Raw genomic sequence first — 26,356 nt, 5'->3', positions numbered from 1 at the left:
CTTCAAGACTCCAGGTCATGCCGGTTGACCCGGTCTTCCAGACGATTTTGAAAATGCGCCAGGATGCTTGCCAGGACCCAGTAGATCAGGGCGGCGGACAGATACATGGTGAAGATTTCGAAGGTGCGCGCCGACACCAGTTGCGCCTGGCGGAACAGCTCGGGCACCTGGATGGTGGCCGCCAGCGCGGTGTCCTTGACCAGCGAAATAAAGCTGTTGCCCAGCGGCGGCAACGCGGTACGCATCGCTTGCGGCAGGATGGCCCGACGCAGGGTCTGCGCGCGGGTCATGCCGATACTGGCCGCGGCTTCCCACTGGCCGCGCTCGATGGACGCGATGGCGGCACGCAGGATTTCACAGGCGTAGGCGGCCATGTTCAGCGAGAAGCCGATCATGGCGGCCGGGATCGGGTCCAGCTCGATGCCCACTTGCGGCAAGCCGTAGTAGATCAGGAACAGTTGCACCAGCAGGGGCGTGCCGCGAAAGAACGACACGTAGACGCGAGCGACGCCGCGCAGCAGCATGAAGCGCGACAGGCGCATCAAGGCCAGGCCGAAGCCCAGCAGCAAGCCGAAAAACATCCCGCCGAGGCTGAGGATTACCGTGAAATACGCGCCCTTGAGCAGAAAGGGCGCGGAGTCCAGCGCGAGTTGGAAACCTGCTTCCATTATTGAGTGACGTCAGCGTTGAAGTACTTCTCGGACAGCTTCTTCAAGGTGCCGTCGGCGCGCAGTTTGTCGAGCGCCTTGTTCACGGCCTCGAGCAATTCCGGCTCGCCTTTGCGCAGGGCAATACCGGCTTCCTGGCGGGAGAAGGCGTCGCCGGCGGCGGCAGTGTCCTTGGCTTTCTTGGCGTATTCGAGTGCGGCGAGGCGGTCGATCAGAATCGCGTCGATGCGGCCGATGCGCAGGTCCTGGAACTTGGTGGGGTCATCGTTGTAGGTCTTGATGATGGCTTTGGGCTGATTGTCCTTGAGCCATTGTTCGTAGTTGGTGCCCAGGCCCACGCCGACTTTCTTGCCGGCCAGGTCGTCGGCGGTCTTGATGGTGTCGACGTTTTTGGCCAGGGTCAGGGCCTGGATACCGGAGACGGTATAAGGCTTGGAGAAGTCGTACTTCTTCTTGCGCTCTTCGGAGATGGTCACTTGGTTGACGACCGCATCCAGGCGCTTGGATTCCAGGGCGGCGAGGATGCCGTCCCATGGCGTGGCCTGCAGTTTGACCTTGACGCCCAGCTCCTTGGCCAGCGCCTCCGACAGCTCGACCTCGAAACCGCTGAGCTTGCCGCTTTCGTCGACAAAGCTGAACGGTGGGTAAGTGCCTTCGAGACCGATCTTGATCTCACCGGCTTTCTTGATGTTGCCCAACTGTTCGCCAGCCACGGCCTGGCCCAACCAACCAGCGCCGAGGGCCAGGCCCAGTGTGCCGACCAGCAATGTGCGACGGAATACAGAAATAGTCATGAAGAGCCCCTGTGTTGTTATGTTGAGCGAAGCAGGTGACGCGGTAGACGTATCCTGCCTTAAAGCGCGTAGCGCGTCTTCGCCTACGGCGCGATGATAAAGCCGGTTTTTAAGACTTGAAAATAATATAAATCTAAATTGATATTCTATTTTTGAATATGTACTTAATCCAATGTGGGAGGGGGCTTGCCCCCGATAGGGCCGTGTCAGTTTATGCATGTATCACTGACCCACCGCTATCGGGGGCAAGCCCCCTCCCACATGTTGATCCCTGTTTATTCAGTTAAATACGGCGTTGTAAGCAAACAACGCCGGCGCCCCACCGGTATGCAGGAAAATGATCGGGCCATCCTCAAAGCGCTGACGCCCGATACCGTCCAGCAAGCCGGCCATGGCCTTGCCAGTGTAGACCGGGTCGAGCAGCAAGCCTTCCTGGCTCGCCAATAGCTTGACCGCTGAAAGGGTGCCGGCGTTCGGTTCACCATAACGCGGGCCGAAGTATTCGTCCCACAGGATCACCTTGAAGGCCTCGGGGATGTCCACACCGAGCAACGCGGCGGTGCGCTCGGCCAGGCCCTGCACTTTCGGGAACTGCGCTTCTTCAGTGCGCGATACGGTGATGCCGATCACTGGCAACTGCGGCAGCACTTCGCTCAACGCCAGGGCCAGGCCGCTGTGGGTGCCCGCACTGCCCGAGGCCAAGACCACGGCGGCGAATTCCAGACCGCTGTCTTCGATCTGCGCGGCCAGTTCCAGCCCGGCCCGCACATAACCCAGGGCGCCGAGCGCGTTGGAACCGCCGATGGGCACCAGGTACGGCTTCTTGCCGTTGCTGCGCAGGCGATCGGCGAGGGCGTTGAGCTGGTCGTCGGCGTTGTCGAGGTTCTCTACCAACTCGACCTTGGCGTCGAACAGGTCCAGCAGCAGACGGTTGCCGTTGCCGAGGTAGTTGGGGTCTTCGGTGCCGGTGGGATTTTCCAGCAGAGCGACGCAGCCCAGGCCCAGCTTGGCGGCCAGCGCGGCGGTCTGGCGCACGTGGTTGGACTGGATGGCCCCGGCGGTCACCAGGGTATCGGCGCCCTGGGCGATGGCATCGGCCGCCAGGTATTCGAGTTTGCGCAGCTTGTTGCCGCCCATGGCCAGCGGTGTGGTGTCGTCGCGCTTGACGTAGATGTCCCTGCCCAGCCAGGTCGACAGCCGCTCGAGTTTTTCCAGGGCAGTGGCGCCGCCCAGCAGTTCCAGGCGGTTAAAACGGTCGAGCTGTTGTTTGATCATGGCTACGCACGGTTGCTAAGTGATGGGGCGACTATAGGCAGGCACTTTTCATCGGGCAACCGCCAATCGTTTATGCTTGATGGTTCTTAGCATTGCACCATTGGTTCTTAAGAGCAGCCGGGGTGCCTATCGTAAAGTGATGGCCATTTTGTCAGGAGTGAATACCGTGAGTGAGCGTTCCAGTCATTGGCAATTACCCACCATTGTCAGCCAACTGCGCAGCGCGCGGGACCAGTGGCGAGCGCGCAATGGCCGCATGAGTGGCGAGCACGGCGGTCGTGAGCTGCCTTCGCGCGAGGCCGTGGCGCAGATCCTCGAAGCGCTGTGCGGCGCGCTGTTTCCGATGCGCCTGGGGCCGGTGGACCTGCGTGAGGAAAGTGAAGATTTCTACGTCGGCCACACCCTCGACGTCGCCTTGAATGCCTTGCTCGGCCAAGCGCGCCTGGAACTGCGCTACGCCGCGCGCCAGAGCGGCCAGGATGACAGTGAGGTCGACGCCCGCGCCATCCGCCTGATCCAGGATTTCGCCCTGGCCTTGCCGTCCCTGCGCAGCCTGTTGGACACCGATGTGCTGGCCGCCTACCACGGCGACCCGGCTGCGCGCAGTGTGGATGAAGTGCTGCTGTGCTATCCGGGGATACTGGCGGTGATTCACCATCGCCTGGCCCATCATCTGTACCGCGCCGGCCTGCCGTTGTTGGCGCGCATCAGCGCGGAGATCGCCCACTCGGCCACCGGCATCGACATACACCCCGGCGCGCAGATCGGCCCGAGTTTCTTTATCGACCACGGCACGGGTGTGGTGATTGGCGAAACCGCGATCATCGGCGAGCGCGTGCGTATCTACCAGGCGGTGACGTTGGGCGCCAAGCGCTTCCCGGCGGATGAGGACGGGCAGTTGCAGAAAGGCCATCCACGCCATCCGATCGTCGAGGACGACGTGGTGATCTATGCCGGGGCGACGATCCTCGGGCGGATCACCATCGGCAAGGGCTCGACCATTGGCGGCAACGTGTGGCTGACCCGCAGCGTACCGGTGGGGGCGAACATCACGCAGGCGAATCTGCAGCATGACGACGGCACCCAAAAGTAACGCACGCCCTTAAACATCACACACAAACCTGTGGGAGGGAGCTTGCTCCCGATAGCGGTGGGCCGCCCAATGCATGTGCTGGCTGACCCACCGCAATCGGGGGCAAGCCCCCTCCCACAGGGTGACTGCGTTTCAAATGTGAGCGGTATTTCAGTCGGCAACCGCTGGATGATTTGCCTCGCCCAGGCGTCATACCAGTCCTTGAGCTAGTGTAGGAATCACCTACCACTCAGCCCTGCGATTAGTCCAAAACCGCCTATCCATGTTTAACTTGAACGTTCGTTCAAGTTAAATCGGTGGTTCGCTGCCCGCTCACAACAGGAGGCTTACCTTTGCTGAGTCCGTTATTCACAGCCACATCTCACACCTCAGGGGTGCATCGTTCATGAGTGCATCGACCACCCCACCCAGCGGTCTGGTGCGTATGAATGCGCCCGTGTTCTATTTCGCCGCAAGCTTCATCCTGCTGTTTGGCATCATCGTCATCGCCATCCCGCAACAGGCCGGTGCCTGGTTGCTGGCGGCGCAAAACTGGGCGGCCAATACGGTCGGCTGGTACTACATGCTCGCGATGACTCTGTATCTGGTCTTCGTGGTGGTCACCGCGCTATCGGGCTACGGCAAGATAAAACTCGGTGCCGACCACGACGAGCCCGAGTTCAGTTACCTGTCCTGGGCCGGCATGCTGTTCGCCGCCGGGATCAGCATCACGCTGTTTTTCTTTTGCGTCTCCGAGCCGCTGACGCACCTGGTGCAACCGCCCCAGGGCGCGGCGATGAACGCCGATGCCGCGCGCCAGGCCATGCAGATCCTGTTTCTGCACTGGGGCCTGCATGGCTGGGGCGTGTTCGCCTTTGTCGGCATGGCCCTCGCGTACTTCGCCTACCGGCATAACCTGCCGCTGGCGTTGCGTTCGGCGCTGTACCCGCTGATCGGCAAGCGCATCAACGGCCCGATCGGCTACGCGGTGGACGGCTTCGGCATCATCGCCACGGTGTTCGGCCTCGGTGCCGACATGGGCTTTGGTGTGCTGCACCTCAACGCCGGGTTGGATTACCTGTTTGGCATTGCCCACACCCAGTGGATCCAGGTCGGCCTGATCACCCTGATGATGGGGGCGGCGATCCTGGTGGCGGTGGCCGGCGTGGACAAGGGCGTGCGCGTGATGTCCGACATCAACATGCTGCTGGCCTGTGCGCTGCTGCTGTTCGTGTTGTTCGCCGGGCCCACCCAGCACTTGCTCAACACCCTGATCCAGAACATCGGCGACTACCTCGGCGCACTGCCGACCAAGAGTTTCGACGTCTACGCCTACGACAAGCCAAGCGACTGGCTGGGTGGCTGGACCGTGTTCTACTGGGCCTGGTGGATTGCCTGGTCGCCGTTCGTGGGCCTGTTTATCGCGCGTATTTCCCGTGGCCGCACCATCCGCGAATTCGTGTTTGGCGTGCTGCTGATCCCGCTGGGTTTCACCCTGGCGTGGATGTCGATCTTCGGCAACAGCGCCATCGACCAGGTGCTCAATCACGGGATGACGGCGCTCGGCCAGTCGGCCATCGATGACCCGTCGATGAGCCTCTACCTGCTGCTGGAAACCTACCCGTGGAGCAAGACGGTGATCGCGGTCACGGTGTTTATCAGCTTCGTGTTCTTCGTCACCTCCGCCGACTCCGGCACCGTGGTGCTGTCCACGCTGTCATCCAAAGGCGGCAACGCCGATGAAGACGGGCCGAAGTGGCTGCGGGTGTTCTGGGGCGCGATGACTGCGCTGGTGACCAGTGCCTTGCTGTTTGCCGGCAGTATCGATTCGCTGAAATCGGCGGTGGTGCTGACCTCGTTGCCGTTCTCGTTGATCCTGCTGCTGATGATGTGGGGGCTGCACAAAGCCTTCTACCTCGAATCGCAGAAGCAGATCGCCCAACTGCATTCGTTGGCCCCTGTGTCCGCGGCGCGCAAGGGCCGTGGCGGTTGGCGCCAGCGTTTGAGCCAGGCGGTGCATTTCCCGTCGCGCGACGAGGTGTACCGCTTCCTTGAGTCGACGGTACGCCCGGCGATTGAAGAAGTGACCGCTGTGTTCGTCGAGAAGGGCCTGAATGTGGTCACCCAGCCTGACCCGTCCAACGACAGCGTCAGCCTGGAAATCGGCCATGGCGAAGAGCACCCGTTCGTTTATCAGGTACAAATGCGCGGGTACTTCACACCGTCGTTTGCCCGTGGCGGCATGGGTTCCAAGGAGCTCAACAACCGTCGCTACTACCGGGCCGAAGTCCACTTGAGCGAGGGCAGCCAGGACTACGATCTGGTGGGCTATACCAAGGAGCAGGTCATCAACGATATTCTCGACCAGTACGAGCGCCACCTGCAGTTCCTGCACTTGGTGCGTTGATGTTCCAGGCCCTGCTCCCGCGTGGGCAGGGCGCGCTTTACCCCCACGCAAAGCCTCTATTACGGGGCTTTCTTAAACTTAATTTCATGTGCCCCCGCCGCGTTTTGACGCGCAACTGTCATCTAGCCACTGCGTAATTGTGTGAAGCGTTTGACGCTTTCATTTCAGAACAGTGACGGAGACCGGTAACAATGAAGACGTTATTAAGCCCCATGGTCGGTGTCGCCATGGCGAGCTTTATGCTGTCCGCCCATGCCGATTTTATCGATGACAGCCACGCCGATGTGACCCTGCTCAACCGCTATCTCAACCAGCAGGGGCGTGACGTGGTCGGCAGCAATGCCAAGGCCCACAGCATTCGCGATTGGGGCCAGGGTTTCGAGTTCAACTTCAAGTCCGGCTACACCGAAGGCCCCGTGGGTTTCGGCCTCGACTTGCAGGCGTTTTACGGTTTGAAACTGGACTCCGGCGGCGACCTCAATGACAAGAATCACCAGGGCCGCTACCCCGGCAGCATGTTCCCGCTGGACGACGGTAAATCCGCTGACCAGTTCGGCGTGCTGAGCCCGACGTTCAAAATGCGCTTCGCCAAGGATGAACTGCGGGTCGGTACGCTGTATGGCAACAACCCGGTGCTGGCCAACACCGACGGCCGCCTGTACCAGCAGACCAACACCGGTGTGCAACTGGTCTCCAAGGACCTCAGCGACTTCACCTTCACCGGTGGCGATATCTTCAAGACCAAGATCCGCAATGAAACCGGCGACCAGGGCATGATCACCGCGGGCGGCACCAAGGAAAGCGACCGCTTCCTCTTCGGCGGTGCCGACTACACCGGCTTGCCGGGCACCACCGTCAGCCTGTGGTATTCCAACCTTGAGGATTACTACCAACAGTTCTTCCTCGGTGCCAAGCGCCATGACGCGTTGTCGGTCGGTGCGATCGACACCGATGTGCGTATGTTCCGCAGCCTGGGGGTGGGCGGTAACGCCGATGGCGACAAGGATTATGCCGCGGCGGGGGTCTATGGCGATGGCGTGAACAAGGGCCGCATCAACCAGTCCACCGTCAGCCTGTTGGAAAGCTACAGCCTGGAAGGTCATACCGTCGGCCTCGGCATCCAGAAAAACAGCGGCAGCAGCGACTTCCCCTACCTGGATTCCGGCCTGAACAGCGGCGACAGCCGCCAGGGCCCCGGCTCGGGTGCCGACACCCCGGCGCTGACCAACATGCAGTTGAACAAATTCCAGCACGCCGGCGAACGCACCTGGCTGGCGCAATACAAATATGACTTCGGCAAACTGGGCCTCAACGGCCTGACGTTCTCCGCCGCCTATGCCCACGGCGATGACATCCGCACCGCACAGGGCACTACCAGCGAATGGGAACGTAACGTTGCCGTGGCCTACCAAGTGCCGACCGGCACCCTCAAGGGCCTGGGCGTGACCTGGAAAAACGCCCACGCCAGCCCAGACATTACCGGTGCTACCGTGCAGGATGAAAACCGCTTTTATGTCAGCTATGTCGTTCCACTCTGGTAGGAGTTTGCTGTAAAACGGAAAGGCAACGTTAAGCGATTCAGCTGCTTAAAAGGCCTGGGAATAGGCTTATTCCCAGGCCTTATTTGCCCCCGTCCAAGAGAGGATTCGATGACTTATATCGCTGCCGAAAACCGCTACGAATCTATTCCGTATCGCCGCGTCGGCCGCAGTGGCTTGGTGCTGCCGGCACTGTCCCTGGGGCTGTGGCACAACTTTGGCGACAGCACCCCGATCGACACCCAGCGCGCCCTGCTGCGCACCGCGTTCGACCTGGGGATCAACCACTTCGACCTGGCCAACAACTACGGCCCGCCCTATGGCAGCGCCGAGATCAACTTCGGGCGTTTGCTGCGCGAAGACTTCAAGCATTACCGCGACGAATTGATCATCTCCAGCAAGGCCGGTTGGGACATGTGGCCCGGCCCTTATGGCCAGGGCGGCGGTTCGCGCAAATACATCCTGGCGAGCCTGGACCAGAGCCTGCAGCGCCTGGGCGTCGACTATGTGGATATTTTCTACTCGCACCGCTTCGATGCCGACACCCCCCTGGAAGAAACCGCCAGCGCCCTCGCCACCGCCGTGCAGCAAGGCAAGGCGTTGTACATCGGTATTTCTTCCTACTCCGGGGTGAAAACCCGCGAAATCGCGGCCTTGCTCAACGAGTGGAAAGTCCCGCTGCTGATCCATCAGCCGGCCTACAACCTGCTCAACCGCTGGGTGGAAAAAGACCTGCTCGACACCACCGAAGCCCTCGGCGCCGGGGTGATCGCGTTCACGCCGTTGGCCCAGGGGCTGCTGACCGACAAGTACCTCAATGGCGTGCCGGCCGATGCACGGGTCAATCGCCCCGGTGGCGGTTCGTTGCAGGCCAAGCACTTGTCCGAAGCCAACCTCGCTCACGTGCGCGCGCTGAATGAAATCGCCAAGCGCCGTGGCCAAAGCCTGGCCCAACTGGCCCTGGCCTGGACCCTGCGTGACCCACGGGTAACCAGTGCGCTGATCGGCGCGAGCCGGCCGGAGCAGATCATTGAAAACGTCGGGGCGCTGAAGAACTTGAGCTTTACCGCCGAAGAACTGGCGGAGATCGATCGGTTCGCGTTGGAAGGCGGGATCAACTTGTGGGAAAAGCCATCGACGGCTGAATAACCCGGCACGACCCGGTCAATGTGGGAGGGGGCTTGCCCCCGATTGCGGTGGGTCAGTCAGTACATGCATTGACTGATACAGCGCAATCGGGGGCAAGCCCCCTCCCACATTTTGTCTTCAGTGTGGCGACTGTCGTGTTCGGCTCAGAACGGCACATCGCCAAGAATCGTCGCCCGATGCATCACCCGCCGCTGTGGCCGGTAGTCATCCACCGCGTAATGCTGGGTGACGCGGTTATCCCAGAACGCCACGTCATTCTCCTGCCAGCGCCAGCGAATCGTGAACTCCGGGCGTGTCGCGTGGGCGAACAGCAGTTTCAAGATCGCCTCGCTCTCCGCCGCTTCCAGCTCGTTGATTCTGGTGGTGAAGCCCTCGCTGACAAACAGCGACTTGCGCCCACTCACCGGGTGGGTGCGTACCACCGGGTGCGACAGCGGCGGGTTCTTCTTGCGGGTTTCTTCCCAGCGCGCCAGGTCTTCGGCAGTGCTGCCAAAGCGCTCCAGCGGGAAGGACTTGGTGAAGTCGTGCGTGGCGGTGAGCCCGTCGAGCAGCCTCTTCAGCGGCTCGGACAGGGCCGCATACGCAGCAATCCCGCTGGCCCACAGCGTGTCGCCGCCAAACGCCGGCAGTTGCTTGGCACTCAGCACCGCGCCGAGGGCCGGGGTGGGCAGGAAGGTCACGTCGGTGTGCCACACGGCGTTGTCGCGCACGTCGGTGACGGCGGTGTCGAGGATCAGCACTTCAGGCTGTTCCGGCACGTTGGGGTAGATCGGATGAATGTGCAGATCGCCGAAGTTCGCCGCGAAGCGTGCTTGTTGCTGCGGCGTGAGCGGCTGGTCGCGGAAAAACACTACCGAATGAGTGAGCAACGCCTGTTCGATGGCGTCGCGCTGTTCGGGGTTCAGCGGTTGAGTGATATCGACGCCACTGATCTGCGCGCCGAGGGCGGTGCTTAATGGGGTAACGGTCAGGCTGCTCATTGGGTTCTCATCACTCAGTGTGCCTGGCCATGCCACGGCACCCATTTACGCTGCAGGGCCCGCAGGCCCATTTCCATGGCGAAGGCGATCAGTGCGATCACCAGAATCCCCAGCACCACGACATCGGTGACCAGGAACTGCGCCGCCGACTGCACCATGAAGCCCAGGCCGCTGGTGGCGGCGATCAGCTCGGCGGCGACCAAGGTCGACCAGCCAACTCCCAGCCCGATACGCACGCCGGTGAGGATGTCGGGCAGCGCGCTCGGCAGGACCACGTGGCGAATCAGCTGGGCGCGCGTGGCCCCCAGCGACTGCGCGGCACGCAGCTTGGCCGGGTCGACGGTACGCACGCCGGTCGCGGTCGCGATGGCAATCGGGGCAAAGATCGCCAGGTAGATCAGCAGCACTTTGGACAGCTCACCGATGCCGCACCAGATCACGATCAGCGGCAGGTAGGCCAGGGGTGGAATCGGCCGGTAGAACTCGATCAACGGGTCGAGAATGCCCCGCGCGATACGGTTCGAGCCGATGGCAATCCCCACCGGGACCGCGGTCAGCACCGCAAAGCCCAGGCCCAGGCCGATGCGTTCGAGGCTCGCGCCGAGGTGCTGCCACAAGGTGGAATCCATATAGCCCGTGGTCGCCAGCAACCAGCCTTTTTGCAGCACGGCGGACGGTGGCGGCAGGAACAATGGTTCGATCAGGTCGCTGGCGGTCACCGCCCACCAGATCACCAGCAAGGCAACCAGCGTCAACAGGCTGATCCAACGCGTACTCAGGCTGCGCCGCAGCGGGATAACGGTGCGCGCCACCGGCTTGGCGACCGTGGCGGGAAGTTCGTAGCTGCTCATGCGGACACCTGCCGTTGGGAGAACACTTTGCCCAGCACGTGTTCGCGGGTTTCGATAAAGCGCGGGTCGGATTTGATCGCTCGCGCAGACTCGCCGGCCGCATAACGTTGACCGAAATCCAGGTGCAGGCGCTCGACGATCTGACCGGGGTTGGGCGCCAGCAGGATCAGATCGGTGGCAAGGAACACCGCTTCTTCGATGTCATGGGTAATCAGGAACACCGGCTTGGCCGTGCGCCGCCAGACTTGCAGCAGCAGCTCCTGCATCTGTTCGCGGGTGAATGCATCGAGGGCGCCGAAGGGTTCGTCCATCAGCAGTACGCGCGGGTCCGCCGCCAGGGCGCGGGCCAGGCCGACGCGTTGCTTCTGGCCGCCGGACAGTTGCCAGATGCGCCGGCTGTCGAAACCGGCCAGGTCCACCAGCGCGAGCATTTCCCGGGCGCGCACTTCGCGTTGCGCCTTGCTCACGCCAGCCAGCTCCAGGCCGAAGCCGACATTGGCCAGCACGTCCTGCCAGGGCAGCAGGGCATCGTCCTGGAACACCACGCCGCGTTCGGCGCTCGGGCCTTTGACTGGCACGCCATCGAGGCTGATGCGCCCGGCAGAGGGCTCGACAAAACCGGCAATCAGGTTCAACAGCGAAGTCTTGCCACTGCCGGACGGGCCGAGGGCCACCAGCAATTGCCGGGGCCCAAGTTCGAGTGAAATATCAGACAGTACCGGTTCTGTGGCGCCTGGGTACCGTGCGCTGATGCGCTCCAGTTGTAGCAAGGCCATCGCGATGAACTCCTGATCAGTGGGTGATGAACTTGGCGCTGATGTAAGGGGCGTAATCCGGCAGCACCGCCTCGACCTTGCCTTGTTCCTTGAGGAATGCCGCGGTGTCGGTTACCGCCTTGATGGTCGGCGCGCCCAGCAGGGTCACCTGCTCAGCGGCCAGCGGGTAGACGTTGCCTTGCAGCAGCGCGGGGATGTCGCTGGCCTTGGCCCCGGAGAGTTTCACCAGCTTGTCGACGTTGCTTTTGTCGGCGAGCCAGGCTTGTGGGTCTTTGCGGTACGCGGCGTAGGCATCCAGGGTGACTTTGGCGAAAGCGCTGACGATTTCCGGATGCTTCTCGGCGAAGTCCTTACGCACGATCCACGCGTCGAAGGTCGGCGCGCCGAACGTGGCCAGCTCGCCGGAAGTGATCAGCACCTTGCCGTTTTCCTTGGCCACGCCCAGGGCCGGGTCCCATACGTAGGTGGCGTCGATATCGCCGCGCTTCCAGGCGGCGATGATGGCCGGCGGCGCGAGGTTGAGGATGGTCACTTTCGCCGGGTCGATGTTCCAGTGCTTCAGCGCGGCCAGCAGGCTGTAGTGGCCGGTGGATACGAAGGGCACGGCGACTTTTTTACCGATCAGGTCCTGCGGGCCATTGATCCCCGAACCGTTGCGCGCCACCAGGGCTTCGGCACCGCCGATCTGGGTGGCGACGAGGAAGGTCTGCACCGGCACTTTACGGGTGATGGCGGCGGTCAGCGGGCTGGAACCGAGGTAGCCGATCTGCACATCGCCGGACGCGATGGCGGCGATGATATCGGAACCGTTGTCGAATTTGCGCCAGTCGATCTTGGTGTTCGTGGCTTTTTCATACGCGCCGTCGGCCTGGGCGACTTTCGCCGGGTCCACGGTGGTCTGGTAGGCGATGGTCACATCCGCCGCCTGGGCGAACAGGCTGGCACCGGCCAGGGACAATGCCGCCAAGAGGCGGAGAGGGGAATGCAGTTTCAAAGGGAAGCTCCTCAATCAGGCGGCCGAGTGTCGGCGTGTGAGGAGACTAAATGATCTAAGAATACGAAAATAAATAACTTTTTCGAATTAGCTTATGAGGAGAAGGGTGGGCGGGATTCTTCATCCCAGTGAGGGCAAATGTGGGAGGGGGCTTGCTCCCGATAGCGGTGGTTCAGTCACTGATCAGTTAACTGAGGACCGCTATCGGGGGCAAGCCCCCTCCCACATGAAGCTCATTCCCTGGGGGAGTGAGTTCGGTTTTTAGTTGCTGATGGCCAGGATGCTAGCCTGGTACGAGCCGACGAACACATCGAAATCGCCCACTTCGTTCTGCTCCAGCTCCACCTGTTGCGCCAGCGACTTGCGTGCCAGTTCTTCAAAGTGCGCCTGCTCTTCGGCGGGCAACGGTTCGCTGCGGAAATACTCGGCATGCACCTCGCTCTGGTGCAGGGAGAACTGGGCGAAACTTTCCTTGCGCTCGGCCATCGCGGCCAGCACCTGGGCCGATGGCGTCAGGGCCGGGTCGTTGACCTTGGCCAACTGGGCGTCCAGTGCCTGGCGGTGTTCCTCGATGCCGTGGCTCTGATCGAGCAGTGCCGCCAGCGGCGCGATCTGCTCCAGCAGCTCGGTGGCCCATTCCTTCATGTCCACCGCCTGGCCCTTGCGCTGCAGTTGCAGGCCCGGACGCCGGCCTTCCTTGACCACGCTGAGGAAGTTCGAGGTGGCGTTGCCGCACTCGTTGTCGGCGAACAGCGGGCTGTCGTTCATCGCGCAATACAGCAGGAACGCATCGAGGAAGCGCGACTCTTGCAGGTCGATGCCCATCGGCAGGAACGGGTTGATGTCCAGGCAGCGCACTTCGATGTACTGGATGCCACGGGCCATCAGCGCCTGGATCGGCCGCTCGCCGGTGTAGGTCACGCGCTTGGGGCGGATGTTGGAGTAGTACTCGTTTTCGATCTGCAGGATGTTGGTGTTGAGCTGCACCCACTCTCCATCCTTGTGGGTGCCGACTTCGACATAAGGCGCGTAGGGCGTTGCCACCGCTTCGCGCAGGCTGTCGGTGTAGCTGGCCAAATCGTTGTAGCACGGCGTCAGGCCGGCCTGGGCGTTGCTCTGGTAACCCAGGTCGCTCATGCGCAGGCTGGTGGCATACGGCAGGTACAAGGTGTCGGCATCCAGCACGTCCAACTGGTGCGAACGGCCGCGCAGGAAGCCTGCGTCCAGCGCTGGCGAGGCACCGAACAGGTACATCAGCAGCCAGCTGTTGCGGCGGAAGTTACGGATCAGGGCGATATAGGCGTCGGACTGATAGTCGCGGTCGGTGCCGACGAAGCCTTCGCTTTCCTTGAGCAGCGGCCACAATTTTTCCGGCAGGGAAAAGTTGTAGTGGATGCCGGCAATGCACTGCATGGTCTTGCCGTAACGCAGGGCCAGGCCCTTGCGATATACGTACTTGAGCTGTCCGATATTGGAGGTGCCGTAGTAGGCAATCGGAATGTCTTCCTCGGCCGGCAACGGGCACGGCATCGAGGGGCTCCACAGGTATTCGCTGCCGAGCTTGCTGTAGGCAAAGCGATGGATCTTGTCCAGGCTGCTCAGGGTATCGGCCGGGTTGGGCAGGGCTGGGGTGATGAACTCCAGCAACGATTCCGAGTAGTCGGTGGTGATCTGTTCGTGGGTCAGCGCGGCGCCCAGGGCTTCGGGATGCGGCGTCTGCGCCAGGCGACCTTCATGGGTGACACGCAGGCATTCGCGCTCGATGCCGTGCAAGCAATGCTCCAGCAGGGAGAGGTGTTCGCGCTTGCCGAGCAGGGCCAGGCGGCGGTTGAGAAGTTCGCTCAAGTTGGATTCCTTCACGCGTCAGTCGCCCCAATATGGGGGTGGGCAGGACGGTCTACAAGGGTGAAGTTAAAACTGGCGTGATCGCCTGGTTTTGAGTCGATTTGACCCGCTTTGAAAAAGCCTACATCACTCCATGAATTGGGCTGTAGCGCAGCAAGAAAATTCCGACGCTGTTATCGCAGCGCCGAAATTAACTCAAATCGAGGGCGGGGAGCTATAGGACAGCGAAGGTGCCCTGCGCTTTTGCGACAAGTCTTTCACCTTGGTACACGTCGGCTTCGACCACCAACGTGCGCCGCCCGGGGTGAATCACTCGCGCGGTACACAGCACCTCGCCGTTTTCCACCGCGCGGATGTAGTTGATTTTGCATTCGATGGTCGCGCTCTGCTGGTCGAACCCGTGGGCGCTGGAACAGGCCAGCCCCATGGTGATGTCGACCAGGCTGAAAATCGCCCCGCCATGCAGCTTGCCTGCGCGGTTGCGCAGTTGCGGCTCCAGGCTCAGGGCCACCTCGGCAACGCCCTGCTCCAGGCGTTGCAGGCGGCAGCCGATCAGTTCGCTGAACGCGCTTTGGGTCAAACCGGCTGGAATCTCCATCAGCGTTTCTTCAACTGTTTGGCGTTGGCGAACAGCGAGGCCATGGCGTTGTTGCTCGGCGCTGCGGTCGCGGTTTCCTTGCGTGGCGCGTTGTTTTGCGACTGGCGCGGCGCCGAGCCTGGGCGGGCGCCACGGGCACCGTCGATTTTCTCGCCGGGGGTGTCGCTCATACGCATCGACAGGCCGACGCGCTTGCGCGGGATGTCGACTTCCATGACCTTGACCTTGACCACATCACCGGCCTTCACCGCTTCGCGCGGGTCTTTAATGAACTTCTCCGAAAGCGCGGAGATATGCACCAAACCGTCCTGATGCACGCCGATGTCCACAAAGGCACCGAAGTTGGTCACGTTGGTCACCACGCCTTCGAGGATCATGCCCAGTTGCAGGTCCTTGAGGTCTTCGACGCCGTCCTGGAACTCGGCGGTCTTGAACTCGGGACGCGGGTCGCGCCCGGGTTTTTCCAGCTCTTGCAGGATGTCGGTGATGGTCGGCACGCCGAAGGTCTCGTCGGTGTACTTCTTCGGGTCCAGGCGCTTGAGGAACGCAGCGTCGCCGATCAGCGAGCGGATGTCGCGGTCGGTCTCGGCGGCGATGCGTTGCACCAGCGGGTAGGCTTCCGGGTGGACCGCCGAGGCGTCCAGCGGGTTGTCGCCGTTCATCACACGCAGGAAGCCGGCGGCCTGTTCGAAGGTTTTTTCACCCAGGCGTGCGACTTTTTTCAGCGCGGCGCGGGTCTTGAACGCACCGTTTTCGTCGCGGTGGGTCACGATGTTCTGCGCCAGGGTCGCGTTGAGGCCGGAGATCCGCGCCAGCAGCGCGACGGAGGCGGTGTTCACGTCCACGCCCACGGCGTTCACGCAGTCTTCCACCACCGCATCCAGGCCGCGTGCCAGTTTCAGCTGCGACACATCGTGCTGGTATTGGCCGACGCCGATGGATTTCGGGTCGATTTTCACCAGTTCGGCCAGTGGGTCTTGCAGGCGACGGGCGATGGACACCGCGCCACGGATCGACACGTCGAGGTCCGGGAATTCCTTGGAAGCCAGTTCCGACGCTGAGTACACCGAAGCGCCCGCCTCGGAGACCATGACCTTGGTCATCTTCATGGCTGGGTATTTTTTGATCAGTTCGGCGGCCAGTTTGTCGGTTTCACGGCTGGCGGTGCCGTTGCCGATGGCGATCAGGTCCACCGCGTGCTTGGCGCACAGGGCCGCGAGGATCGCGAGGGTCTGGTCCCACTTGTTGTGGGGCACGTGCGGATACACGGTGGCGTGGTCCAGCAGCTTGCCGGTCGAGTCGACCACGGCGACCTTGCAGCCGGTGCGCAGGCCTGGGTCGAGGCCCAGGGTGGCACGCGGGCCGGCCGGTGCGGCCAGCAGCAGGTCGTGCAGGTTGTGGGCGAAGACGTTGATCGCTTCGGTTTCGGCACCGTCGCGCAACTCGCCGAGCAGGTCGGTTTCCAGGTGGGTGTAGAGCTTGACCTTCCAGGTCCAGCGCACGACTTCACCGAGCCACTTGTCCGCAGGACGGTTCTGATTCTGGATGCCGAATTGTTGACCGATCATGCCTTCGCACGGGTGCATGGTGCCCGGCAGTTCGTCGCCGACTTTCAGCGCGGAGCTGAGAATACCTTCGTTGCGGCCGCGGAAAATCGCCAGGGCGCGGTGGGACGGCATGCTCTTGAGCGGTTCGTCGTGTTCGAAGTAGTCGCGGAACTTGGCGCCTTCTTCCTCTTTGCCGGCGATCACGCGGGCGCTGAGGATGGCTTCCTGCTTCAGGTAGGTGCGCAGCTTTTCCAGCAGGCTGGCGTCTTCGGCGAAGCGTTCCATCAGGATGTATTTGGCGCCTTCGAGGGCGGCCTTGACGTCGGCGACGCCTTTTTCAGCGTTGATGAAGCGCGCGGCTTCGGTATCCGGGTTCAGCGATGGGTCGTTGAACAGGCCGTCGGCCAGGTCGCCGAGGCCGGCTTCCAGGGCGATCTGGCCCTTGGTGCGGCGCTTCTGTTTGTACGGCAGGTAGAGGTCTTCGAGACGGGTCTTGGTATCGGCGAGTTTGATGTCGCGTTCCAATTGCGGGGTCAGCTTGCCCTGTTCCGCGATGCTGGCGAGGATGCTGATGCGCCGTTCGTCGAGTTCTCGCAGGTAGCGCAGGCGCTCTTCCAGGTGCCGCAGTTGAATGTCGTCGAGGCTGCCGGTCACTTCTTTTCGGTAACGGGCGATGAAGGGCACCGTGGAGCCCTCATCCAGTAGAGCGACGGCCGCTTCGACCTGTTGGGGGCGTACGCCGAGTTCCTCGGCGATGCGGCTGTTGATGCTGTCCATAAAACCACCTGAAATTCTTAAAAGCAGCTCGCAAGCCCGGAAAACAAGGCCCGACGAGGCTGGTTGAGCGGCCCGACTGGCGCCGCTGCCTGGGTCAAGAGGCTGCCTATTGACCCTCGAAATCGTAAAAAACACGACAAGCGGGTGAAAAAAAGCCCGGCAGTAAACGGTAACGATCTGACGTTGCCCTGCACGAAGGCGCCGCATTATAACCAGCGTTCTGTCCTTGGGGGGGACTGCGCCGCAGGTTGTAGGGCGTGGGTTCGCTGGCAGTAGAGGAAAAATCTGCTAACAATGCACACGGTGCGTATAACGGCAGCTAGGCCATAATGCGCGCCGAGATAAGAGGAGCATCCAATGAGCAGCACTGCACAAACTGCTGAAGGCGAAAAAATTCTCATCGTTGATGACGATCCGGGGCTGAGCAGCCTGCTGGAGCGTTTTTTCAACTCCAAGGGTTATCGTGCCCGCGCGGTGCCGAACACCGAGCAGATGGACCGCCTGTTGGGGCGCGAAGTGTTCAACCTGGTCGTGCTCGACCTGATGCTACCCGGCGAAGACGGCCTCACCGCCTGCAAACGCCTGCGCGGCGCGAACAACCAGATTCCGATCATCATGCTCACCGCCAAGGGCGATGAGCTGAGCCGCATCAAGGGCCTCGAACTGGGCGCTGATGATTACCTGGCCAAGCCGTTCAACCCGGACGAGCTGATGGCGCGGGTCAAGGCCGTATTGCGTCGCCAGGCGGCGCCGGTGCCGGGCGCACCGGGCAGTGAAGACGAAAGCGTCACCTTCGGCGATTACGAACTGTCATTGGCCACCCGTGAGCTCAAGCGTGGCGATGAAGTCCACATGCTCACCACCGGCGAGTTCGCCGTGCTCAAGGCGCTGGTGATGAACGCGCGCCAGCCGCTGACCCGCGACAAACTGATGAACCTGGCCCGTGGTCGGGAATGGGACGCTCTGGAGCGCTCCATCGACGTGCAGATTTCCCGTCTGCGCCGAATGATCGAGCCGGACCCGTCCAAGCCGCGTTATATCCAGACGGTGTGGGGCGTGGGGTATGTGTTTGTGCCGGATGGCACTGCAACCAAGTGACCGATGATTTGCAGGGGCGGGCATCCTGGCGTTTGGCTCCATGAGGGGCGACGGGATGTCCGGCGTCTGCAATTCTGCGAGCGCCGCTCGTTCCTGCAAGGTGTCTAGCTGTCTCCTATGAAAACCCCGCTGTGGTTCCCGCAAAGTTTCTTCTCCCGCACCCTTTGGCTGGTGCTCATCGTCGTTCTGTTTTCCAAGGCACTCACGCTGGTTTATCTGTTGATGAACGAAGACGTGCTGGTGGATCGACAGTACAGCCACGGTGTCGCCCTGACCTTGCGCGCCTATTGGGCGGCCGACCCCGAGAACCGCGAGAAAATCGCCAAGGCGGCGACACTGGTGCGCGTGGCGGGTGCAGGTGTGCCGGAAGGCGAGCAGCATTGGCCCTACAGTGAGATTTACCAGCGCCAGATGCAGGCGGAACTGGGCGACGACACCGAAGTTCGGCTGCGTATGCATGTGTCACCCGCGCTGTGGGTGCGCGCGCCGAGCCTGGGGGAAGATTGGCTGAAGGTGCCGCTGTATCCGCACCCTTTGCGAGGGCAGAAGATCTGGAATGTACTGGGCTGGTTCCTGGCTATCGGCTTGCTTTCGACGGCGTCCGCGTGGATTTTCGTGCGCCAGCTCAATCAACCGCTTAAACGCCTGGTGTTCGCCGCCCGCCAGCTGGGACAGGGGCGCAGTGTGCGCCTGCCGGTCAGCGACACGCCCAGCGAGATGACCGAGGTCTACAGCGCGTTCAACCAGATGGCCGAGGACGTCGAACAGGCCGGGCGCGAGCGCGAGCTGATGCTTGCGGGCGTGTCCCATGACTTGCGCACGCCATTGACGCGTTTGCGGCTGTCCCTGGAGCTGATGGGCAACCATACCGATCTCACGGACGACATGGTGCGTGATATCGAGGACATGGACGCGATTCTCGACCAGTTCCTGGCCTTTATCCGCGATGGTCGCGATGAGGTGGTGGAAGTCGTCGACCTGACGGACCTGGTGCGCGAGGTGGTAGCGCCCTACAACCAGAATGGCGAGCAGGTGCGGATGCGCCTGGAGCCGATCCAGCCGTTTGCGTTGCGTCGGGTCTCGATGAAGCGCCTGCTGAACAACCTGATCGGCAACGCCTTGCACCACGCCGGTTCGGATGTGGAAGTGGCGGCGTATGTCTCCGGTGACAGTGCTGCGCCCTATGTGGTGCTGAGCGTGATGGATCGCGGGGCCGGTATCGACCCGGCCGAGCTGGAAGGCATCTTCAACCCCTTCACCCGTGGCGACCGTGCTCGGGGTGGCAAGGGCACCGGTTTGGGGCTGGCGATTGTGCGGCGGATTGCCTCGATGCATGGCGGCAATGTTGAGCTGCGCAACCGCGAGGGCGGCGGGCTGGAAGCGCGGGTGCGCTTGCCGTTGGGTTTGATGTTGCCCCGAGACGCGGTGTAGCTGCAGCGGCAAGCTGCACGTTTAGAGCTGCAAGAGAAAAGCAAACGGCTTCTGCCCGTCTCTTGCAGCCTGAAGCTTCAAGCTGAAGACTGCTCCTCTAGCCCTTGCCCTTGGTCCGGGTCATGTTCGGCCCGCCACTCTTTTCCAGATGCTGAATGATGATCCCCGCCACATCCTTGCCGGTGGTGGTCTCGATGCCTTCCAGGCCAGGTGATGAATTGACTTCCATCACCAGCGGGCCATGGTTGGAACGCAGGATGTCCACGCCCGCCACGCTCAACCCCATGACCTTGGCCGCCCGTAGCGCGGTCATGCGCTCTTCGGGGGTGATCTTGATCAGGCTGGCACTGCCGCCACGGTGCAGGTTGGAGCGGAATTCCCCAGGCTTGGCCTGGCGTTTCATCGCGGCAATCACCTTGTCGCCGACCACGAAGCAGCGGATATCCGCACCGCCGGCTTCCTTGATGTATTCCTGCACCATGATGTTCTGCTTGAGGCCCATGAATGCCTCGATCACCGACTCCGCCGCCGTGGCGGTTTCGCACAGCACCACGCCGATGCCCTGGGTGCCTTCCAGCACCTTGATCACCAGCGGCGCGCCGTTGACCATTTCGATCAGGTCGGGAATGTCGTCGGGGGAGTGGGCAAAGCCGGTGACCGGCAGGCCGATACCCCGGCGCGACAGCAATTGCAGCGAGCGCAGCTTGTCCCGCGAGCGCGCGATCGCGACGGATTCATTCAGCGGGGAGACGCCCATCATTTCAAACTGGCGCAACACCGCGCAGCCATAAAAGGTCACCGAGGCGCCGATACGCGGGATCACCGCATCAAAGCCTTCCAGTGGTTTGCCGCGGTAATGGATCTGCGGCTTATGGCTGGCAATGTTCATATAGGCACGCAACGTGTCGATCACCACCATTTCGTGGCCACGTTCGGTGCCGGCCTCGACCAGGCGGCGGGTGGAATACAGACGCGGGTTTCGCGACAGCACAGCAATCTTCATGCAGCACCTGGGGCAGAAATAGTGGAGACCGGGAACACCGGCTTGTCTTGAACGTACTTGACGCCGGGATTGACCACCAACTGGCCGTCAATCAGCGCCTTGGAACCGAGGAGCAGGCGGTAGCGCATGGCCTTGCGGCAGGCGAGGGTGAATTCCACCCGCCATACCCGGTCGCCCAGCGCCAGGGTGGTGCTGATCACATAGCGCACCTGCGCATGACCATTGGAGCTCTTGATGGTTTTCATCGCCACCAGCGGCGCTTCGCAGCGGCGGTGACGCAACTGCACAACGCTGCCCAGGTGTGCGGTAAAGCGCACCCATTTCTCACCGTCGCGCTCAAAGGGTTCGATATCGGTGGCGTGCAGGCTCGAAGTGCTGGCACCGGTGTCGATCTTCGCGCGCAGGCCTGCCACTCCCAAGTCGGGAAGTGCCACCCACTCACGCAGACCGACAACGGTCAAATGGTCAAATGTCTTCAATATGGGTAACCGGTCAATTCGCCCAGGCTTGAGGGGAAACCTCGGCCAGCGCGTTGAATGCGGGCTTGGCGAACCAGTAGCCCTGCATCAGAAATATTCCACAGTCGGACAGGAAGTCGCGCTCACCGGCACTTTCAATGCCTTCAGCGATGACAGTAACGCCCAACTGCTCACAGATTGTGACAATCCCCTGGACGATGACCTGGCGGACACGATCCTGGTCGACATCGCGAATCAGCGCCATGTCGAGTTTGATCAAGTCAGGTTGGAAATCGGCCAGCAGGTTCAGCCCCGAATAGCCCGCGCCGAAATCGTCGATGGCAGTTTTGAAGCCGAATTCGCGGTATTCACGCAGAATATTCGTCAAATGGCGATGGTTATCTATGTGTTCGCTTTCCAGCGTCTCGAAAATCAGCTGGTCAAGCGGAAAATTGTGCGTGCGGGCGGCCTCCAGGGTGCTGCGAATGCACAGTTCGGGTCGATACACCGCGTTGGGCATGAAATTGATGGAAAGACAGGTTTGCATCCCCAGGGCCGCGGCGCCGGCGATTGCCTGGGTACGGCAACGCTGGTCGAAACGGTAGCGGTTGCTATCGTTGACCTGGGCCAGCACCGACAACGCCCCTTCGCCCTGTGAACCCCGCACCAAGGCTTCGTGGGCAAAAACCGAATGGTCGCGAAGGTCTACGATCGGTTGGTAGGCGAATGCAAAATCAAAACCCAAGGGCTCGCTTTGCTGGCAGCCCACGCAATGCTGGTTGGGCGAGGTGAGTGAAGTCGGGAAGTCGGTCACAGGGTATCCTCGCGAAAACAGGGGGCTACCTGGCGTATCTTAGGTGAGCCTTGGGGTTTATGCGTCGAAGGGTTTCAACAGTAAAGTTGCGACATTTTTCAGAACGAGGAATTCAAGTGGCTCAGAAGCAGGCAGAGGAAGAAAAAATCCGTTTGGACAAATGGCTGTGGGCGGCGCGTTTCTATAAAACCCGTGCCTTGGCCAAGGCTGCTATCGAGAGTGGCAAGGTGCATCATCGCGGCGAACGCTGCAAGCCGGGCAAAGAGCCGCGCGTGGGTGATGAGTTGCAGATTCGTATCGGATTTGACGAAAAAACTGTCGTGGTCCAGGCGCTTTCCAGCGTGCGCCGTGGCGCACCCGAAGCGCAGGCGCTGTATGCCGAGACCGAAGCCAGCGTTGCCAAGCGCGAAAACGCAGCGGCGATGCGTAAGGCCGGCGCCACAGGCATGACCACCGATGGCAAGCCGAGCAAGAAGCAGCGCCGCGACCTGTTCAAGTTTCGCGGCAGCGGTAATGACGATTGACCGCGCATATTGTCAGCGCAAAGCGGATCGATAGATGTGGGGCGTCAGCAGGATGCGCGCATGACGCTCAATCGCCCGATCACCGGCAGCTTGGCGAGTAACCCGAACACCGGCGCGGTCAGCCGTAGCAACACCTGCGACACCTTTGCCGCAAACGGTGTGTAATAGCCCCATCCCAATGCCAGCAGTGCCAGCAACACTCCGCCGATATAATCGTCCTGCGCCCAATGTGCGCCCGCCACCAGCCGCGGCATCATGAACAACAACGCCAGGCCCCAGATCACCAGCACCTGGCCCCGCCGCTGGGCGAATACCGTCATGAACATTCCCCAGATCAGCAGCACCGAAGCATGATCCCCAGGGAAACTCTGGCTCGAACGGTCTTTCAACTCCCAGGTTTTCTCCAGCCCCGGGAAATAGTCGCTCATCCGAATCGCGCCGCTGAGCACTATCGAAGGGCTGCTGTGTTGCCAACCCATCTGCGCCGCGAGTTTGGAAAACAGCATGCGGATAAACAGCAACAGCAGCAGAATCCCGAAGAAGCCAAGAAACGCCTGGCGCACCTGCGCCGCCTTGAACACCCAATCGCCGCGAATCAACAGCGTCAGCAGAATCACGCCGACCACCGCATCAAACGGCCGCAGGCTGGCCACGGCCCACACATGCAGCCAGGTCGGATTGCTCGCCAGGGGGGCATTGAACAGGTGAAACAGCCACTCGTCGAAAAACACGCATAGCATCTGGCCTGTGGGCCACAGCCAAAAACACAGCAGCCCGAATGCGAGTAGATTGCAAAAAGCCCATCGCCGGAGGTTCCACTTGGCTTGGAACAAACCCGGATTGTTCATAAACTGTCCCTCTTTGCTCTATATAAGCTCTCTGTTTCCAGGAGAGAGCCGCACCAAAATGGTGCTAAAGCGTTCAATTTTATAAACGTTGTAACAATTTTGTCATCAATTCAGATACCTAGACCTATGACTGATTTACCGGATACCGACTTCACCCAACGCTTCATCTTCGACGAGAACGACGCCCGCGGCGAACTGGTCTCGTTGGAGCGCAGCTATGCCGAAGTCCTCGCCAAGCACCCCTATCCGGAGCCGGTCGCGCAACTGCTCGGTGAATTGATGGCGGCGGCGGCGCTGTTGGTAGGCACCATGAAATTCGACGGGTTGCTGATCCTGCAGGCGCGGTCCGAAGGTCCGGTCCCGTTGCTGATGATCGAGTGCTCCAGCGAGCGTGAGATCCGTGGCCTGGCCCGGTATGAGGCTGACCTGATCGCCCCGGACGCGACCCTGGCCGACCTGATGCCCAACGGCGTGCTGGCGCTCACCGTCGACCCGACCGACGGCCAGCGTTACCAGGGCATCGTCGACCTCGACGGCGAAAACCTGTCGGACTGCTTCACCAACTATTTCGTTATGTCCCAGCAGATCGGCACGCGCTTCTGGCTCAACGCCGACGGCAAGCGCGCCCGTGGCCTGTTGCTGCAACAGCTGCCCGCCGACCGCATCAAGGACGACGACGAACGCGCCGAAAGCTGGCGCAACCTCACCGCCCTGGCTGGCACCCTGACCGCCGAAGAATTGCTGGCCCTGGACAACGAAACCATCCTGCATCGCCTGTACCACGAAGAGACTGTGCGCTTGTTCGACGCGCAGGGTTTGCGCTTCCATTGCAGTTGCTCTCGCGAGCGTTCGGCGAACGCGCTGGTCAGTCTCGGCCTGGAAGATGCGCAAAATCTGGTGGTGGAACACGGTGGTCAGATCGAAATCGACTGCCAGTTCTGCAACCAGCGCTACCTGTTCGACGCCGCCGATATCGTCCAATTGTTCGCCGGCGCCGGTATCGGTACCCCCTCCGATACCCGCCACTAAAACGTTTAAGCACAGGTAAATCACCTGACAAATGCCGGATTAGCGCTGTTCTGACGGGAGGGCCCTACTTTTTTTGGGCTTTTCTGGCATAATCCGGCCCACTTTTTTCGCGGTAGTAGTGCGCAACTTTCTACTACAAAACGTTTGGAGCACTCGGCCACAGGCCGACGGGGAACCTCATGACGCAAGCCAATAACGCCGTATACACCGATCTGAGTGTTGACGATCTGGTCAAAGAAGCCCTGCAGCGCGGTGAAGGCGTGCTTGCCGATACTGGCGCACTGGTCGTAGAAACCGGTCACCGTACCGGCCGTTCGCCAGTCGACCGTTTCATCGTTGAAGAGCCTTCGACCCAGGACGCCATTGCCTGGGGCCCGATCAACCGCAAGTTCCCGGCCGACAAGTTCGATGCCCTGTGGGCTCGCGTCGAGGCGTTCAACAACGCGCAAGAACATTTTGTTTCCCACGTGCATGTAGGGGCCTCCGAAGACCACTACCTGGCCGTGAAGATGACCACCCAGACTGCCTGGCATAACCTGTTCGGTCGTTGCCTGTTCATCAACCCGGCCCAGTACAACCCGGCCGGCCGTGACGAGTGGCAAGTGCTCAACGTGGCCAATTTCGAGTGCGTGCCTGAGCGTGACGGCACCAACTCCGACGGTTGCGTGATTCTCAACTTCGCCCAGAAAAAAGTGCTGATCGCCGGCATGCTTTACGCTGGTGAAATGAAGAAAGCCATGTTCTCGGTGCAGAACTTCCTGCTGCCGGCCGCCGACGTACTGCCGATGCACTGCGCCGCCAACATTGGCGAAGCAGGCGACGTGACCCTGTTCTTCGGCCTGTCCGGCACCGGCAAGACCACCCTGTCCGCCGACGAAAGCCGTTACCTGATCGGTGACGACGAACACGGCTGGGGCAAGGGCGTGGTGTTCAACATCGAAGGCGGTTGCTATGCCAAGTGCATCGACCTGTCGGAGAAGAACGAGCCGGTTATCTGGAAAGCCATCAAGCACGGCGCGGTGCTGGAAAACGTCGTCATCGACGAGGCCAAGCATGCCGACTACAGCGATGTCAGCCTGACCCAGAACAGCCGTGCCGCCTACCCGCTCGAGCACGTGGCCAAGCGTTCCGAGAAGAACCTCGGCGGCGAGCCAAACGCTGTGATCTTCCTGACCTGCGACCTGACCGGCGTACTGCCGCCTGTGTCGATCCTCAGCGAAGAACAAGCGGCCTACCACTTCCTGTCCGGCTACACCGCACTGGTGGGCTCGACTGAAATGGGTTCGGGCAGCGGCATCAAGTCGACTTTCTCGACTTGCTTCGGTGCGCCATTCTTCCCACGCCCGGCCGGTGAATACGCCGAGCTGCTGATCAAGCGCATCCGCGGCTTCGGCTCCAAGGTCTACCTGGTCAACACCGGCTGGACCGGCGGCGGCTACGGCGTCGGCCAACGCTTCAACATCCCGACCACCCGCGGCGTGATCGCAGCGATCCAGAGCGGCGCGTTGATCGGCGTTGAAACGCAACACCTCGACACCATCAACCTGGACGTGCCATTGGCTGTACCGGGTGTTGAGACCGGCCTGTTGAACCCACGTAACACCTGGGCTGACAAGGCTGCCTACGACGAAGCGGCGAAGGCGCTGGCGGGTCTGTTCATCGAGAACTTCAAGAAGTTTGACGTGAGCGATGCGATCAAGGCAGCGGGTCCGAAGTTGTAAGATTCGGTCGTTGTGAAAAAGCCGCCCCTTGTGGGTAATGCCGATCAGTTAAGCCTTCTCGCTTGACCTTTGGCCGCAAAAAATCAAAATCCGATGCCTACACTGGCATCGGATTTTTTTATGCGTCTCGCTCGGGCACTGGAACTGACCCACAACATC

At 61.4% G+C, this 26,356-nt stretch carries 23 protein-coding genes; 9 read left to right on the top strand and 14 right to left on the bottom strand.

The window, feature by feature from the left end:
- Positions 1 to 2 precede the first annotated feature (2 nt).
- The 3 genes from tcyL to TU80_RS27760 all read right to left on the bottom strand — a co-directional run bounded on the left by tcyL (position 3) and on the right by TU80_RS27760 (position 2,737).
- Complete coding sequence (tcyL, locus tag TU80_RS27770) at positions 3 to 668, bottom strand: cystine ABC transporter permease (RefSeq protein ID WP_017848588.1); 666 nt, start codon at positions 666 to 668, stop codon at positions 3 to 5.
- Positions 668 to 1,462, bottom strand: a complete 795-nt coding sequence (gene tcyJ / locus TU80_RS27765; RefSeq protein ID WP_017848587.1) for a cystine ABC transporter substrate-binding protein — start codon at positions 1,460 to 1,462, stop codon at positions 668 to 670. The genes tcyL and tcyJ overlap by 1 nt, the downstream gene beginning before the upstream one ends.
- 279 nt (positions 1,463 to 1,741) lie before the next feature.
- A complete protein-coding gene (locus TU80_RS27760) occupies positions 1,742 to 2,737 on the bottom strand; it encodes a D-cysteine desulfhydrase (RefSeq protein WP_057005858.1) in 996 nt (331 codons plus the stop codon).
- A 166-nt stretch (positions 2,738 to 2,903) separates the two neighbouring features.
- On the opposite strand from TU80_RS27760, the gene epsC reads away from it, so the two are divergent.
- From epsC to mgrA, 4 genes are all read left to right on the top strand, one after another.
- Positions 2,904 to 3,830, top strand: coding sequence for a serine O-acetyltransferase EpsC (epsC, locus tag TU80_RS27755; protein WP_017848585.1), 927 nt, complete (start codon positions 2,904 to 2,906; stop codon positions 3,828 to 3,830).
- Between the two features lie 424 nt (positions 3,831 to 4,254).
- Positions 4,255 to 6,216: a choline transporter BetT gene (betT, locus tag TU80_RS27750; RefSeq protein WP_169796397.1), complete on the top strand. Its 1,962-nt coding sequence runs from the start codon at positions 4,255 to 4,257 to the stop codon at positions 6,214 to 6,216.
- 212 nt (positions 6,217 to 6,428) lie between these two features.
- Complete coding sequence (locus tag TU80_RS27745; protein WP_082107807.1) at positions 6,429 to 7,757, top strand: OprD family outer membrane porin; 1,329 nt, start codon at positions 6,429 to 6,431, stop codon at positions 7,755 to 7,757.
- A 108-nt stretch (positions 7,758 to 7,865) separates the two neighbouring features.
- A complete protein-coding gene (gene mgrA, locus TU80_RS27740; protein WP_017848582.1) occupies positions 7,866 to 8,903 on the top strand; it encodes an L-glyceraldehyde 3-phosphate reductase in 1,038 nt (345 codons plus the stop codon).
- 143 nt (positions 8,904 to 9,046) lie between these two features.
- Here mgrA and tauD read toward each other — a convergent pair whose 3' ends face one another.
- From tauD to TU80_RS27705, 7 genes are all read right to left on the bottom strand, one after another.
- Positions 9,047 to 9,883 (bottom strand): taurine dioxygenase, encoded by an 837-nt coding sequence (gene tauD, locus TU80_RS27735; RefSeq protein WP_057005856.1) that lies wholly within the window; start codon positions 9,881 to 9,883, stop codon positions 9,047 to 9,049.
- Between the two features lie 14 nt (positions 9,884 to 9,897).
- Positions 9,898 to 10,734, bottom strand: coding sequence for a taurine ABC transporter permease TauC (gene tauC / locus TU80_RS27730; protein WP_057005855.1), 837 nt, complete (start codon positions 10,732 to 10,734; stop codon positions 9,898 to 9,900).
- On the bottom strand, positions 10,731 to 11,510 hold the full coding sequence (gene tauB / locus TU80_RS27725; RefSeq protein WP_017848579.1) for a taurine ABC transporter ATP-binding subunit: 780 nt from the start codon (positions 11,508 to 11,510) through the stop codon (positions 10,731 to 10,733). Before tauB ends, tauC begins: the two co-directional genes overlap by 4 nt.
- Positions 11,511 to 11,526: 16 nt before the next feature.
- Positions 11,527 to 12,504: a taurine ABC transporter substrate-binding protein gene (gene tauA / locus TU80_RS27720; RefSeq protein WP_057005854.1), complete on the bottom strand. Its 978-nt coding sequence runs from the start codon at positions 12,502 to 12,504 to the stop codon at positions 11,527 to 11,529.
- A gap of 261 nt (positions 12,505 to 12,765) precedes the next feature.
- A complete protein-coding gene (gene gshA, locus TU80_RS27715) occupies positions 12,766 to 14,349 on the bottom strand; it encodes a glutamate--cysteine ligase (protein WP_046385052.1) in 1,584 nt (527 codons plus the stop codon).
- Positions 14,350 to 14,563: 214 nt separating this feature from the next.
- Positions 14,564 to 14,947, bottom strand: coding sequence for a PaaI family thioesterase (locus tag TU80_RS27710; protein WP_017848576.1), 384 nt, complete (start codon positions 14,945 to 14,947; stop codon positions 14,564 to 14,566).
- Positions 14,947 to 17,271 (bottom strand): Tex family protein, encoded by a 2,325-nt coding sequence (locus tag TU80_RS27705; protein ID WP_046385051.1) that lies wholly within the window; start codon positions 17,269 to 17,271, stop codon positions 14,947 to 14,949. Before TU80_RS27705 ends, TU80_RS27710 begins: the two co-directional genes overlap by 1 nt.
- Positions 17,272 to 17,628: 357 nt before the next feature.
- Between TU80_RS27705 and ompR the strand changes: the two genes are divergently transcribed.
- Positions 17,629 to 18,369 carry an osmolarity response regulator transcription factor OmpR gene (gene ompR, locus TU80_RS27700; protein ID WP_003213175.1) on the top strand — a complete coding sequence of 247 codons (741 nt, stop codon included), beginning with the start codon at positions 17,629 to 17,631 and terminating at the stop codon, positions 18,367 to 18,369.
- Between the two features lie 117 nt (positions 18,370 to 18,486).
- Positions 18,487 to 19,800, top strand: coding sequence for an ATP-binding protein (locus tag TU80_RS27695; protein WP_017848574.1), 1,314 nt, complete (start codon positions 18,487 to 18,489; stop codon positions 19,798 to 19,800).
- Between the two features lie 97 nt (positions 19,801 to 19,897).
- Here TU80_RS27695 and rimK read toward each other — a convergent pair whose 3' ends face one another.
- The 3 genes from rimK to rimA are packed head-to-tail and all read right to left on the bottom strand — an operon-like array spanning position 19,898 to position 22,075.
- Positions 19,898 to 20,803 carry a 30S ribosomal protein S6--L-glutamate ligase gene (rimK, locus tag TU80_RS27690; protein ID WP_003213178.1) on the bottom strand — a complete coding sequence of 302 codons (906 nt, stop codon included), beginning with the start codon at positions 20,801 to 20,803 and terminating at the stop codon, positions 19,898 to 19,900.
- Entirely contained in the window at positions 20,800 to 21,282 is a 483-nt protein-coding gene (rimB, locus tag TU80_RS27685; protein WP_026140222.1) for a retropepsin-like aspartic endopeptidase RimB, read from the bottom strand. Before rimB ends, rimK begins: the two co-directional genes overlap by 4 nt.
- 13 nt (positions 21,283 to 21,295) lie before the next feature.
- Positions 21,296 to 22,075, bottom strand: a complete 780-nt coding sequence (gene rimA, locus TU80_RS27680) for a S6 modification regulatory phosphodiesterase RimA (RefSeq protein ID WP_017848572.1) — start codon at positions 22,073 to 22,075, stop codon at positions 21,296 to 21,298.
- A 116-nt stretch (positions 22,076 to 22,191) separates the two neighbouring features.
- Between rimA and TU80_RS27675 the strand changes: the two genes are divergently transcribed.
- On the top strand, positions 22,192 to 22,599 hold the full coding sequence (locus tag TU80_RS27675) for an RNA-binding S4 domain-containing protein (RefSeq protein ID WP_017848571.1): 408 nt from the start codon (positions 22,192 to 22,194) through the stop codon (positions 22,597 to 22,599).
- A 44-nt stretch (positions 22,600 to 22,643) separates the two neighbouring features.
- Here TU80_RS27675 and TU80_RS27670 read toward each other — a convergent pair whose 3' ends face one another.
- The gene (locus TU80_RS27670; RefSeq protein ID WP_057005853.1) at positions 22,644 to 23,447 is read right to left on the bottom strand and encodes a phosphatase PAP2 family protein; all 804 of its coding nucleotides are present in this window, start codon (positions 23,445 to 23,447) and stop codon (positions 22,644 to 22,646) included.
- A 126-nt stretch (positions 23,448 to 23,573) separates the two neighbouring features.
- On the opposite strand from TU80_RS27670, the gene hslO reads away from it, so the two are divergent.
- Entirely contained in the window at positions 23,574 to 24,476 is a 903-nt protein-coding gene (gene hslO / locus TU80_RS27665) for an Hsp33 family molecular chaperone HslO (protein WP_057005852.1), read from the top strand.
- A gap of 179 nt (positions 24,477 to 24,655) precedes the next feature.
- Positions 24,656 to 26,197: a phosphoenolpyruvate carboxykinase gene (locus tag TU80_RS27660; RefSeq protein ID WP_017848568.1), complete on the top strand. Its 1,542-nt coding sequence runs from the start codon at positions 24,656 to 24,658 to the stop codon at positions 26,195 to 26,197.
- Positions 26,198 to 26,356: the final 159 nt, after the last annotated feature.

Origin of the sequence: Pseudomonas veronii, assembly GCF_001439695.1 — a bacterium.
Taxonomy (GTDB): Bacteria; Pseudomonadota; Gammaproteobacteria; order Pseudomonadales; family Pseudomonadaceae; genus Aquipseudomonas; species Aquipseudomonas veronii.
The sequence above is the reverse complement of the archived record's forward strand: the minus strand, read 5'-3'. Positions and strand labels throughout refer to the sequence as shown.

Bases quoted from the DNA above. Each gene is read 5' to 3' on its own strand.
- TU80_RS27760 (WP_057005858.1), bottom strand. From the start codon at position 2,737: ATGATCAAACAACAGCTCGACCGTTTTAACCGCCTGGAACTGCTGGGC.
- betT (WP_169796397.1), top strand. From the start codon at position 4,255: ATGAATGCGCCCGTGTTCTATTTCGCCGCAAGCTTCATCCTGCTGTTT.
- hslO (WP_057005852.1), top strand. From the start codon at position 23,574: ATGACTGATTTACCGGATACCGACTTCACCCAACGCTTCATCTTCGAC.
- TU80_RS27745 (WP_082107807.1), top strand. From the start codon at position 6,429: ATGGTCGGTGTCGCCATGGCGAGCTTTATGCTGTCCGCCCATGCCGAT.
- rimK (WP_003213178.1), bottom strand. From the start codon at position 20,803: ATGAAGATTGCTGTGCTGTCGCGAAACCCGCGTCTGTATTCCACCCGC.
- tauD (WP_057005856.1), bottom strand. From the start codon at position 9,883: ATGAGCAGCCTGACCGTTACCCCATTAAGCACCGCCCTCGGCGCGCAG.
- ompR (WP_003213175.1), top strand. From the start codon at position 17,629: ATGAGCAGCACTGCACAAACTGCTGAAGGCGAAAAAATTCTCATCGTT.
- TU80_RS27660 (WP_017848568.1), top strand. From the start codon at position 24,656: ATGACGCAAGCCAATAACGCCGTATACACCGATCTGAGTGTTGACGAT.
- tauB (WP_017848579.1), bottom strand. From the start codon at position 11,510: ATGGCCTTGCTACAACTGGAGCGCATCAGCGCACGGTACCCAGGCGCC.
- TU80_RS27710 (WP_017848576.1), bottom strand. From the start codon at position 14,947: ATGGAGATTCCAGCCGGTTTGACCCAAAGCGCGTTCAGCGAACTGATC.
- tauC (WP_057005855.1), bottom strand. From the start codon at position 10,734: ATGAGCAGCTACGAACTTCCCGCCACGGTCGCCAAGCCGGTGGCGCGC.
- TU80_RS27670 (WP_057005853.1), bottom strand. From the start codon at position 23,447: ATGAACAATCCGGGTTTGTTCCAAGCCAAGTGGAACCTCCGGCGATGG.
- tcyJ (WP_017848587.1), bottom strand. From the start codon at position 1,462: ATGACTATTTCTGTATTCCGTCGCACATTGCTGGTCGGCACACTGGGC.
- mgrA (WP_017848582.1), top strand. From the start codon at position 7,866: ATGACTTATATCGCTGCCGAAAACCGCTACGAATCTATTCCGTATCGC.
- tcyL (WP_017848588.1), bottom strand. From the start codon at position 668: ATGGAAGCAGGTTTCCAACTCGCGCTGGACTCCGCGCCCTTTCTGCTC.
- TU80_RS27695 (WP_017848574.1), top strand. From the start codon at position 18,487: ATGAAAACCCCGCTGTGGTTCCCGCAAAGTTTCTTCTCCCGCACCCTT.
- TU80_RS27705 (WP_046385051.1), bottom strand. From the start codon at position 17,271: ATGGACAGCATCAACAGCCGCATCGCCGAGGAACTCGGCGTACGCCCC.